Source organism: Nannocystis bainbridge (genome assembly GCF_028368995.1).
GTDB classification, from domain to species: Bacteria; Myxococcota_A; Polyangia; order Nannocystales; family Nannocystaceae; genus Nannocystis; species Nannocystis bainbridge.
The window spans coordinates 867,192-879,029 of sequence record NZ_JAQNDL010000001.1; the positions used below are offsets into that span (position 1 = coordinate 867,192).

The window sequence follows — 11,838 nt, forward strand, 5'->3', positions numbered from 1 at the left end:
CTACTGTACCCGAGCGCGGACCCGCAAGGCCCGAAGCTGTCCCGAGAGCAATGTCTTTTCAGACATCTTCCGGCGCATCGGCCCACACGGCCCAGCCGGCGTCCCACGCGTCGGCTTCGTCACGGAAGGCGCCCGCGAACCGGGCCTCGGCGGCGAAGAACCCGTCGTCCGGCGGCGCGGCCGCGCCGGCGGTCAGCGGGGCCCGCGGCTTGTAGCGATTGGGGCCGGCCGGGTCGGCGCAGCCAGGGAGATCCGGATCTGCCACACGGGCGCCGGCGCGGGTCAACAGCGCCGCCTCGTCGAGGCCGAAGTCGTCGTCTGCCAGCGCCAGCTCGCCGCCCGGAACCTCGGCGTGGGCCAGCGGCGCGGCGAAGTTGCGCGCCAGCCACAGCCCGCCGCGCAGGTCGACGGCGGTGTCGCGGTCACGCACGTCGAGCGGCGCCTCGAAGCCGACCACCACCGCGTTGCCGACCGTCGCCGCCGTGCCGCGGCGCAGCAACATCCCGTAGTGCTCGTGCTCGGCTCCGTGGCCGCGGCCGCACAGCGTCGCGTTGAAGATCGTCGGGGCCGAGCGCGGCGTGTTGAGCGACCCGCCGGGGTCGTTGTCGCCCTCGAGCCCGGCCGTGGTGTCGAGCGCCTCGGCCCCGTCGCGCAGCAGCAGGAACTGCAGCCGGCCGGTGTAGCCGAGGTCCCAGTCGAACCCGTCGTCGCCCGGGTCCTGGCAGATCAGGTGTTTGGCGTCGACGGTCCCGCCGAAGAACTCGAAGCAATCGTCGGCGGTGTGGCGCACCTGCACGTGATCGACCTGCGTCCCGCGGCCGACCCCGGCGAACGTGACCCCGTTGATCTCGTTGTTGGGCCCGAGCTCGGTCCCGCTGTACTCGACCCGCACGAACCGCAGCGACCCCGAGCTGTCCTCCGGGTCCTCTCCGCCGTACTCGCCGCCGTCGGCGATGCCCTCGACCCGCCCGACCGTCGCGCGCCCCTCGGCGTCGCGCAGGTTGGTCGGCGCCTTGCCGAGGATGATAAGCCCGCCCCAGTCCCCCGCCTTGCGCTCGCCCGGCCGCGCCTCGCTGGTGAACACGATCGGCCGCTCGCGCGTGCCCTCGGCCACCAGCTTCGCGCCCGGCTGGACCACCAGCGTCCCGCGGGTGTCGCGGTCGCCGACGATCGTCGTCCCCGGATCGATCGTCAGCGTCGCCCCCGGGCGCACGAACGTCACGAAGCGCAGCCGGTACACCTTGTCGCAGGTCAGCCGGGCCGCGTGCTCGATCTCCCCCGACAGCTCCACCACCGGCTTGTCGGCCCGCGCGCACGGCTCCACCACGGCTGGCTCTGCGGACATGTCCGAATCGACATGCTCCTCCGGACCTGCCTTGAAGAACATGGCCAAAGAGACAGCCAACGCCGCCGCCCCGAGCCCGACCGGCAACCAGCGCGGCACCTGCAGCGGCCGCCGCACCACCGGCGCCACCACCGACCAGGTGGCGTCGTGCGGCCCGCTCGGGCGCGCCGGGCTCGACTCGGCCGGGGCCTCGGCGGCGCGCGGGGCGTCGCGGCGGGTCGGCTCGTCGGGGTGCGCGAGGTCGCCGGGCCCGGGCTCCACGAGCGTCGCCGGGTCGGACAGGTCGAGTACCGGCAGGTCGTCGTGGGCCTGGCGCGCGCGCCGGATCTGCGCCTCGACCAGCCCGCGCAGGCTGGCCCGATCGGCGGCGAAGATGTCCCCGAGCGCGCTGCCGATCGCGCGCGGCGACGGGGCGCTCTTGCCGAGGTGCAGCTCGAGCGCCTCGCGGAACAGCTCGGCCGAGGCCGGGCGCGCCGATGGATCGATCGCCAGCGCCGAGGCCACCAGCGAGCGCAGCGCCGGCGTCGCCGCGGACTCGGCGGGCAGCGGCGGGATGTCGCCCTCTTCGAGCCGGCGCGCGATCGTCAGCTCGTCGAGCCCGCCCCACAGCCGCTGCTGCGCCAGCGCCTCCCACAGCATCACGCCGACCGAGAACAGGTCGCTGCGGCGATCGACCTGCTCGCCGCACACCTGCTCCGGCGACGAATAAGCCGCCTTGCCCTTGAACGTCCCGACCTCGGTGTCGCCGTCGCCCGCGAGCCGAGCGATGCCGAAATCGACCAGCTTGATCTGCCCGTCGTAGGTGACGATCACGTTGTGCGGCGACACGTCGCGGTGCACCAGCCCGAGCGGCCGGCCCTCGTAGTCGCGCAGCTCGTGGACGTAGTGGAGCCCGGCCAGCAGCTCGGCGAGGATCCGCAGGTGCATCGCCAGCGGCAGCCCGGGCGGCAGCGGCGGCGGCTGGTGCACGCGGCGGAGGATCCGGTGCAGCGCCTGGCCCTCGAGGTACTCCATGGCGATGAACGGCCGCCCGTCCTCGCTGCCGACCTCGTAGGTCTGGACCACGTTGGGGTGCGACAGCAGCGTGGCGATCTTCGCCTCGCGCTGGAACATCGCCCGGTACTCCGGGTCGCGCACCAGCGCCGGCCGCAGGTCCTTGAGCACGAGCAGCTTGAGCGCCCCGCCGACCCCGCGCGCGGCCGCGAGGTAGATGTCGGCCATCCCGCCGTGGCCGACGGCCGCGAGCCGACGAAACTTCGGCGCGTGCGGGCTCCGACTGCGCTCGTCGCTCGGCATGCGCGCGGACGCTATGCCGCCGCTCGCGGCGCAGCAAGTGACATCTGCGCCAGGCGCTCCGGCGCCGCGGCGTCACAGACTGCGACATGTAGCCGCCGCATTTGTCACGCCTCGCGCCGCGCCGCGCGAAGAGAGCCACGAGGCGCCGTTCCAGGGGCGCAACGAGCTTGCTGGAGCGAAGTGACCCCACGGGTGGTCCACGAGGCCCCCACGTCGCTTCCACGCGATCGAGCAGGCGAATCGAAGAACGACGTAATCATGCGCGAGCGAAGCGAACATCGCACGCGCGGCGCGGCCGACGACCACGCCGCGAGCGGACGCACGGCCCCGCTGCGAAGCGCGAGCATGACTTCGGTCCGGTCGGCGATCGATCAGCCGGGCAGCGGGTAGCACACGCCGCCGGGCTGGCAGGTGAGCGGCGGGCCGCAGTCCGCATTGGTCTCGCAGGGGACGCACTCGCCCTGTTTGCACTTCGGGGTCGGGTTGCCGCAGTCGTCGCCGTCGAAGCACGAGCCGCCCGGCGGTTCGCAGCCGTCGATGTCGAGGATGGCCTCGTCGTAGTGGATGGCGAAGGCGCCGACGAGGTTGATGCCGCCGACGAACAGGGAGCCCCAGATGCTAGCGAGCCCGCCCGCGTTGAACACCGCGTTGGGCTGGTAGAGGTTGCCGCCGAAGGTGAACAGGCTGACGAACGAGACCACGCCGCCGACGTACATGCGGAACGCCGCGGGGCGCTCGGTGTCGCCGAGAGTGGCGAGATCGGCGAACGAAGCGTTGCCGGTGATGAACAGGTCGAGCTCGGCGTCGGGGCCGAGCTCGATGTCGAACAGGCCGATGCTGGTGAGGTCGCCCTTGACGGCGATGACGGTGCGGCCGGTCAGCTTGATCTTGAGCGCCAGCAGGTGCTCGATGTCATTGAAGTAGTAGACGCCGCAGGGCAGCTCGATCACCTTGGGGAGGATCACGTCGGCGAGCTCGTCGGCGTCGATGCCGGCGGCCTCGTTGTCGTTGTCCTGCGCGTAGCCGTCGACGATGCCGGCGATGTCGATCGGGTCGCTGCAGTCGCACGGGGTATCGACCGAGACCGGGCCCTTGATGGTCTGGCCGAGCACGTTGGCGCCGGCGTTGACCTTGCCGACCGGCTGGTGCAGGTCGCCGTCGATCGTCATCAGCGGGAGCAGGCCGCCGATGTTGCCCTCGACGAACGCATCGTCGTTGACGTGCGAGAGCACGGTGGCCGAGACGTCGCCGCCGCACTGCAAGATCTCGCCGACCTCGTGCACGGCCACGGTGCTGACCTTGCCGTCGACCCACAAGGTGCCGCCGATGTCGGCGAGCGCGACGGTCGTATAGTTGCCGTTGATACCGACCGAGCCGCCGTGGAGCGGCTGGGGCATGTTGGCGTCGCTGTTGAACGCGTCGACTGTGAAGATGCCGGCGGTCGTGAAGTTCGTACAGGAGCACAGGGCGAACGTGAAAATGTTCTTGCCGAGGTCGCCGGAGCACTTGTCGCCGTCGCCGGGGAGCAGGATGCCGCCCTCGCCGGCGCAGAACTCGGGCTCGCCGGTGGTCGAATCACCGGTGTCCGTGTCGGCCTGGGTGGTGGTATCGCCGGTGGTGTCGACCGGGGTCGTGGTCACCGTCCCGGTGGTGGTGTCGGTGGTATCGCCGGTGTCGGTAGTGGTCGTGGCGGGGCCGGTGGTCGTGGTGGTATCGGTGGTGCCGTCCGACTCGCTGGCGCCGCCGGAGCCGGTGTCGGATATCGTCGATGGGTTGCCGGTCGTCGGCGCCCCCTGGGTCGTGTCGCCGGGGCCGCCCGTCGTGTCCGGACCGGGCACTGTCGCCGATTCGCCGGCACCGCTGTCCCCGCACGCCATGAGCGTGGCCGCGAGACAGAACATACTCCAACCATTGCGTGCAACCATAGCGGCACCCTATCACGTCCGCGTCTTCCATAGAATAGCCCCTCCCGCGGATTAATTTGTCAGCAGTCACAACCGCACGAATGCCGGCAAGATCTTCGTTATGTCGTTCGGGCTTCGAGTCTACATAGCGGCGACCGAGGCTCGGTGTCTCACTTCGCGGTGAATGTGCCCGGGCCGCATTCGCGCGAGGATCGACCGGCGCTCGAATGCGTGGGTCGCGGCAACAGCGGGCTCATGCGCATTCTCAGGCCCGTCGCCGGGCTCGGCAGGACCGGCGAAGCGTCGCGCACGGTGGCCCGGATGCTCCAACCGCGGCGGACCCGTGCGAGGGGGCTCGCATCGCAGCAGCCTTGGATGTCGCACGGGACATGTATGATGCGACATGTCTCGATTCACGCTCGCTACATCGCCATGAGAGACATCGATGGGCCCGCCGCCCGCCCTCGTTGCTGCCGACGCGGGGCGATCCATCCCGTGGCCCACTCAAGCATCGTCTGTTCAGACGATCTTACGACCCCCTGAACCTCACAGCCGCGGTCCTCGCGGACGGGGCGAACGCGGCAATGTCACGGTCGCAGCGCCAGCACCTGCTCGAGCTCCATGTGCCGCAGCCGCGCCGCGCGCGGCAGCACCAGCTCGAGCGGCTCCTCGATCACCCGCCCGCGCCGCGACGATGCGTGGAGCAGCGTGCGCGTCCCCGGTCGTGGCCCGCGGAGCACCACGCCCACGTGGCACGGCGATTCGCCGGCCCCCCACAGGAACAGCAGATCGCCGGGCTCGCCGAGCGCCCGCGCCGGCGCTGCCGCCAGCGCCAGCTGATCGCTCGAGTGCCGCGGCAGCACCACGCCCAGCGCCGCCCGCACCGCCCGCTGCACCAGCCCCGAGCAGTCGATCCCGAGCGACGTGGTCCCGCCCAGCCGATACGGCGTCCCACGGAAGCCCCGCAGCGCGCGCGTCAACGCGGCCGCCCCAGCGCGCGCCGGTGCGACTGCCAGTGCCGGGGAGGCCACCGGCAGCCCGAGCCGCTTCCGCGTCCAGCCGATCGTCCCGTCGCTCGCGCGCACGAGCAACCAACCGCCCACCGCCGCGAGCACCCCGACCGGCCCGTCGCCCGGCAGCAGCTCGGTGCAGAGCTCGATGTCCTCACGGACATGTCCCTCGGGACACCATGACTCGTGACCGCGCCGCCCCGCTGCGTCCGTCCATTCGCGAGCAGCCGCGGCTCCGCGCCGATCGGGCTCCGCCCCGGACCACGGCCGCTGAACCTCGAGCAGCCCCTCGGGCGTGAGACCGACCGCCGACCCAATCAAGTCCCTCGCGTCATGATCCGGCGAGCCCCGCCTCTTCTTCAAGGGAGCAGGCCCAGGGGCGCTCTCTTCGCGCCACGTGCTCGATCGCAGATCTCGAACGACATGTCCCGAAGCGCATGTCTCTCGAGACATGCAAAACCCCACTCCGACCGGCGCCCGCCACAGCCGCGTCACCCCCGGAGGCAGCGCGAGCCACTCCCGCGGCGCCGCGATCTGCGTCCCCCTCGCATCGACGGCCCACCGCGCAGGCAACACCGCGCGCAGCTCGTCCAGCGTCGCCGCCAGCGCCTTCTGACTCAGCGCCTCGCCTTCGACCACCAGCGTCCGCCGCCGCGCTTCGAACGCGCAGCGCAACCCTGGCCCGGCCCAGCCGAACCGCCGCACCAACCCTCGCCGCCGCTCGGCCAGCGCCCCTGCGATCCGGGCCTCGAGCATCGCAAGCGACGCCGACCCCTCGCTCCCGGTGAGTCGCCCCGCCTGCACGACGACCTCCCACGACTCTCGCCCGGCCCACGCCCCGTCCACCGCGGCCGCCCCCTCGCCGCGCGCCTCAGGCCCCGTCACCGTCGACCTCCAGCCCGAGCAGCCGCTGCACCGTCGCGCGGTCCGAGAACGGCGCTGTATCGTCGCCGATCGTCTGTCCCGACTCGTGACCCTTGCCGGCGATCACCACCACGTCACCGGGCGCTGCCAGCTCGATCGCCAGCCCGATCGCCCGCAGGCGATCGGCCTCCTCGACGATCCGCGCCCGACCGCCGCGCTCCAGCCCCGCTCGCAGGTGCGCCGCGATCTGCCGCGGATCTTCGTGGCGCGGATTGTCGGTCGTCAGCACCGCGATGTCGGCCGCGGTGCCGACCGCCTCGCCCATCGGCTCGCGCTTGCCGGCGTCGGTGTCACCGCCGGCGCCGAACACCACGATCACCCGCTCCGCGCCCGCCAGCGCTCGCGCCGTCGCGCACGTCCGTGCCAGCGCGTCGGGCGTGTGCGCGTAGTCCACCACCACCACCGGCGCGCGGCTCATCACCTCGAAGCGGCCCGGCACCACCGGACACGACGCCAGCCCGGCGCGCACCGCCGCCGCCGGCAACCCGGCCGCCAGCGCCGCGGCCGCGGCCGCCAGCGCGTTCTCGGCGAACACCTCGCCGACGTACGCCACCTGCAGCGCCCCGCCGAGCGCCTCCGCCAGAGGCGACGGCGCCAGCGTCAGCGCGGTCCCTTCGGCGGATGTCCTCACGGACATGGCCTCCAGGTCATGCTCTTTGAGACATGCCCCTCGGGACATGACCCCATACCACACCCGACGCACGTCGGCCGGCGTGACCTGGTCGAGCAGCAGCGCCGCCGGGTCGCGGGCGTTGAGGATCGCCGCCCCGCCCGGCGAGGTGTGGACGAACAGCTGGGCCTTGCTGGCCAGGTAGTGCTCCCACGAGCCGTGGCTCTTGAAGTGGTCAGGCGACAGGTTGGTGAACACCGCGTGATCGAACCGCCAGCGCCTGGCGTAGCCGCGGGCCAGCGACTGGCTGGTGATCTCGACCACCGCGTGGCGGGCCCCGGCGGCGCGCGACTGCTCGGCCGCGGCGAGGAACCCCGGCCAGCTGCGCTCGACCGCCAGCGGCGTCCCGTCGAGCGAGTAGTCGAGGGTCGTCGCCGCGAACACGCGCTCGCCAGCCGCGCGCACGATCGCGGCCAGCATCGTCGTCGTCGAGGTCTTGCCGTTCGTGCCGGTCACGCCGAACGTGCGCATGTCCTCGGCCCAGGGGGCAGCTGCCGGCACCGGCCTCGGATCGCTCACGGGCCGGAGCTTCGCACAGGTCGGCGCGCGGTCGGGCGCGGCGAACGACCGGCCTTGCTCGATCCCCGCAGGCGGGCGCGTCGCCGTTCGAGCCAGGCGCTGCGCCCGTGGCTGCTGCCAGCGAGCCCGCAGGGGGTCGCCGTTCGTGCCAGGCGCTGCGCCCGTGGCTGCTGCCAGCGAGCTCGCAGGGGGTCGCCGTTCGTGCCAGCGCCGCCTCGTCGTTGTCGTGACCGGCCCGCGCTCACCCAGCGACCCGCCGGCGCCAGTTCATTTTGCTCGAGCGCGGCCTGCCGCACGCTGACGCGTCGAGCTTCAGCCCGCGCCGGTGCTCTCGGCCCACTGGCGCAGCAGCGCCAGGCTGACCCCAGCTCCGCCGCACACGATCACCAGCACCGGCCCGCGGCCGACGATCGGCGGCGCGCGATCGTAGATGACCGAAAGGCCAGCTCCGCACGCCGGCTCGACCAGCACCCGGTGATCGTCGAGGAAGCGCAGGCACGCCTGCACCGCGGCGCGATCGCTGACCGTCCACGGCACGATCTCGTGGCGGCGCGACCACGCCACCGCCTCGGCCGCGACCGCGCGGGCGCCGAGCGTCGTCGCCAGGGAGGTGATCGCCGGGAGCATCACCGGCGCGCCCGCGGCCAGCGCCGCGCCGTACGAAGCCGCCCCCTCCGTCTCGACCGCCAGCACCGGTACATCGGTCCAGCCGACCGCGTGCATCCCTTGCAGCACGCCGCACAGCAGGCCCGCTCCGCCGACCGCGACCACCACCGCGCCCGGGCGCTCCGCCTGCGCAGCGGCCTCGACCACGATCTCCGCGTGACCGGTCCAGATCTCCGGATCGTCGAACGGATGGATGTAGGTCGCGTCCTCCGGCAGCTCCGCGAGCGCCGCTTGATGGGCCGCGAGCCAGTCGTCGCCGCGCACCACCACCTCGGCGCCCTCCGCCAGCAGCAGCTCGTGCGAGCGCGCGCTGGTCGTCGTTGGCACCACGACCCGCACCGCCGCGCCCAGTCGACGGCCGGCGTAGGCCACCGCCAGCCCCGCGTTCCCGCCGGACGCGCACACCAGCCGCCGCGCCCCGGCTGCCACCCGGATCGCGCACAGCCGACCGAGCCCGCGCAGCTTGAACGACCCGCTCGGCTGCAGCGCCTCCATCTTCAACAGCACCGCGTCGCCGAGCGTCGCGCCGAGCGGCACGGAGCGCAGTAGAGGAGTGACCTGCGCCAGCGACATGCGACCGCCATACACCCGCGCGCGCACACCGGGCAAGTTGCAGCGCTCTCAGCCGCGACCGCCGCCGCGGCCCGTGAGCCTCACCGACTCCGCACTGCCGTCATCTCCTCCTGTCACAGCGCCACCGCGAAGCGCCGAGGTGATCGCGGCCACCGAGCTCGGGCAGATCCCGCTGCTGGCCGCGCGCCACTCCAGCGCCGGTTCGGGAGCTTTCACGCCTCGATGGCGGGCCGCTCTCGATCGCCCGCCTGAACCCGCGCTCGGCCGGCTCGTCCCCGCGCGCTGCGCTCGACCAACTCACGGCCGACCCGTCGACCTTGCGCGACGGATGACATTTGCGACGGGCTTCCGCCCGCGACGAGCGACCGCCACGCAGACCGCGACCCCGGCTCTCGGCTCCGCCGACTGGAGCGGCGAAAGGGGATCCCCGTCGGAGCGGCCCGACCGGCGGCGTGCGAGTGTGACAGGCGAGCGTCGCAAATCGCATCGCCGGCCACTGGACGCCTCGCCCGACGCTGCCTCGCCGGCTGTCATTCCAATCGTTTGCGACCGGACCGGCGCGTGCAGGTGATGCGTAGCCAATGACCATCCCCACCCATGGCGCCGAACTCGCGCTGTCGATCGTCGACCCCAGGCTCGAGTTCGAACGACGTTTCCCGCAGCACAGCGGGCCGGTAGGCCGCCTCTCGCGCAGTCCACGGCGCGCCGGGGCGCGTCCGATCGCGGACGGGGAATTGTCGCGCCGGGCGACCGACGCGGGTCGGAATATTTGACTTTTCCGACTGGTCGGCACGTGGAGCATCTGCCAATCTAGAAGCCATCCCGTTCGAGGTAGCCACGTCATGTTGCGGTCTCGTCTGCTCGTCTCCGTCGCCACTCCCCTTTTCGCCGCGTCGCTGTTGATGCCGTCGGTCGCCGTCGCGTCGCCCTACGCGCGCAGCGTGCCGCTCCTCGGCCTGCAGGACCCCGGCGGCGAGTCCCTCGCTCAGCCCATCCCCGGGCAAACGCCGGTCGCCCCGGTGAACACCCAAGTCCAGGCCCCGGGCGCGCAGACCCAGGCCACGCCGCCGGGCAGCGTCGCCGGGCCGCAGAGCCAGAGCCAGACCCTCGCTGCGCCGGGTGCTGCTCCGCTCGTCGTGCCGCCCGGCAGCACGATCATGCAGCCGCAGATCCAGGTGCTCGTGCAGCCGCAGATCCAGGTCCAGGCCCAGCCGCAGGGCAACGCCTCGCCGACCAGCAGCGCCGACATCGCGACCAACACCAACTCGAACAGCAGCTCGAACACGACGCCGACGGTCACCACCTCCACCCGCACCACGCAGCCGCCGGTGTACGTGGCCCCGCCGCAGCAGCGCTACCCGCAGACGCGCTACGCCCCGCCTCCGCCCCCGCCGCGGATCGTCACCCGCGTGGTCTCGCGGCCGTCGCACGCCGCTCCGCCGCCGGTGCTCAAGCGCCCGCCCCCGCCGCGCAAGGGCCTGATGGTCACCGGTTGGGTGCTGTTCGGCGTCTCGTACCTCATCACCGCCAGCAACGCGGCCGACCTCTACGACCGCTGCCCCGGCATGAACAAGCCCGGCCGCTGTCGTGACCTGGCCGAGAACATGTTCATCCCGGTCGTCGGCCCGTTCCTGGCGATGGAGCAGGCCAAGTACGCCACCGACGACTTCTCGCTGGCCGTGTCCGGCTCGTTGCAGGGCCTCGGCCTCATCATGGGCATCGTCGGCACCGTGCAGTACCACCGCGACAAGTACCGCAACCGCGTGCTCAACGAGTACGGCGTCCGCGTGGCCAAGAACACCAACGTCAACGCCGGCGGCCGCCTCGGCGGCGGCCAGCTGACCCTCACCGCCCGCTTCTGACGGGCCGGCCCCCCCGGGCCGCAGCAGAGCGCGACGAGCCATCGTCGCGCTCTTCGCATTTAACCGGCCCGCCGAGGCGCCGACAGACCCCCTCGCGGGTGCATTCGAGGTCCCCGGCAGAGCGGCAGACCCGGCCGTCCTCGTCCGGCTCGCCCACCGCCGCAGGAGCGCCGGCAGACAGCATGTCTCTCGGCACATGCCCTCAACAACATGTCCTCGCAGACATGCCCCTGAAGGCATGTCCCGGCGACCATGCGACCACGCTCACTCGCGGAACGCGACCGCCACCAGCGACGAGCCGATCGGCAGGTCGACGCGACGCAGCAGCCGGCGCTCGGCCTCCATCACCGCCAGCAGCGCCTGGTTGATCGGCGCGGCCGGGACCTTCACGTCGTACTCGGGCCTGGCCTTGAGACCGCGCAGGCGGCTCGCCACGCGCTGGGCGAACACGAGCGGGAACAGCAGGCAGGTGTGGTACGAGAGCCGCTCCAGACGGAAGCCCGCGCGCTCCAGCACCGGCCGCAGCGTCGCCTTGGTGTAGCGGCGGCGGTGGTGCACCGCCACGTCGTGGTCGCTCCACAGCATCGGCAGCGCCGGCACCGTCACCACCAGGAGCCCCCCGGGGCGGACCAGGCGGGCCACCGCGGCCATGGCCGGCTCCTCGTCGTCGATGTGCTCGAGCACGTCGAACAGCGTCACCACGTCGAACTGGCCCTCGACCGGCAGGTCGTCGGGCAGGCTGCCCGGGCGCACGTCGAGGCCGAGCTCGCGGGCCGCGAACTCGGCGGTCGGCAGGTCGGGCTCGATCACTGTCACCTCGCCGAAGCGCGTCATCTCCTGCGACACCAGCGAGCACGCGCCGCCGACGTCGAGCAGCCGCAGCGGCCCGTCCGGGGCCCAGCGCGCCAGCACGTCGAGGATCACGCCGCGCCGGCCGATCCGCCAGAAGTGGCGCTTCTCGAGCTCGAACAGCTTGTCGTAGGCGCTGCGATCCAAGGCGAATCTACGTAGCAACCAGCCCCGCGCTTGTAAAGCGCGCGCCGCCCGCTCGACGAATCTGCCACCGGAG

The 11,838-nt window shown here is 72.5% G+C and carries 8 protein-coding genes; 2 read left to right on the forward strand and 6 right to left on the reverse strand.

What is annotated here, in order from left to right; genetic code table 11:
* Positions 1–58: 58 nt before the first annotated feature.
* The 5 genes from POL25_RS03440 to POL25_RS03460 all read right to left on the reverse strand — a co-directional run bounded on the left by POL25_RS03440 (position 59) and on the right by POL25_RS03460 (position 8,907).
* Positions 59–2,641, reverse strand: coding sequence for a serine/threonine protein kinase (locus POL25_RS03440; protein ID WP_272084364.1), 2,583 nt, complete (start codon positions 2,639–2,641; stop codon positions 59–61).
* 371 nt (positions 2,642–3,012) lie between these two features.
* Positions 3,013–4,479 (reverse strand): DUF7305 domain-containing protein, encoded by a 1,467-nt coding sequence (locus tag POL25_RS03445; protein WP_272084365.1) that lies wholly within the window; start codon positions 4,477–4,479, stop codon positions 3,013–3,015.
* Between the two features lie 653 nt (positions 4,480–5,132).
* The gene (locus tag POL25_RS03450) at positions 5,133–6,440 is read right to left on the reverse strand and encodes a C40 family peptidase (protein WP_272084366.1); all 1,308 of its coding nucleotides are present in this window, start codon (positions 6,438–6,440) and stop codon (positions 5,133–5,135) included.
* Positions 6,427–7,668, reverse strand: coding sequence for a Mur ligase family protein (locus tag POL25_RS03455; RefSeq protein ID WP_272084367.1), 1,242 nt, complete (start codon positions 7,666–7,668; stop codon positions 6,427–6,429). The genes POL25_RS03450 and POL25_RS03455 overlap by 14 nt, the downstream gene beginning before the upstream one ends.
* Positions 7,669–7,980: 312 nt before the next feature.
* Positions 7,981–8,907, reverse strand: coding sequence for a pyridoxal-phosphate dependent enzyme (locus tag POL25_RS03460; RefSeq protein ID WP_272084368.1), 927 nt, complete (start codon positions 8,905–8,907; stop codon positions 7,981–7,983).
* 581 nt (positions 8,908–9,488) lie between these two features.
* Between POL25_RS03460 and POL25_RS03465 the strand changes: the two genes are divergently transcribed.
* Together POL25_RS03465 and POL25_RS03470 are read left to right on the forward strand one after the other, a co-directional pair.
* The gene (locus tag POL25_RS03465) at positions 9,489–9,680 is read left to right on the forward strand and encodes a hypothetical protein (RefSeq protein WP_272084369.1); all 192 of its coding nucleotides are present in this window, start codon (positions 9,489–9,491) and stop codon (positions 9,678–9,680) included.
* A 69-nt stretch (positions 9,681–9,749) separates the two neighbouring features.
* A complete protein-coding gene (locus POL25_RS03470) occupies positions 9,750–10,769 on the forward strand; it encodes a hypothetical protein (RefSeq protein ID WP_272084370.1) in 1,020 nt (339 codons plus the stop codon).
* 264 nt (positions 10,770–11,033) lie between these two features.
* On the opposite strand, the gene POL25_RS03475 is transcribed toward POL25_RS03470, so the two are convergent.
* Positions 11,034–11,765, reverse strand: a complete 732-nt coding sequence (locus POL25_RS03475; RefSeq protein WP_272084371.1) for a class I SAM-dependent methyltransferase — start codon at positions 11,763–11,765, stop codon at positions 11,034–11,036.
* Between the last annotated feature and the right edge of the window lie 73 nt (positions 11,766–11,838).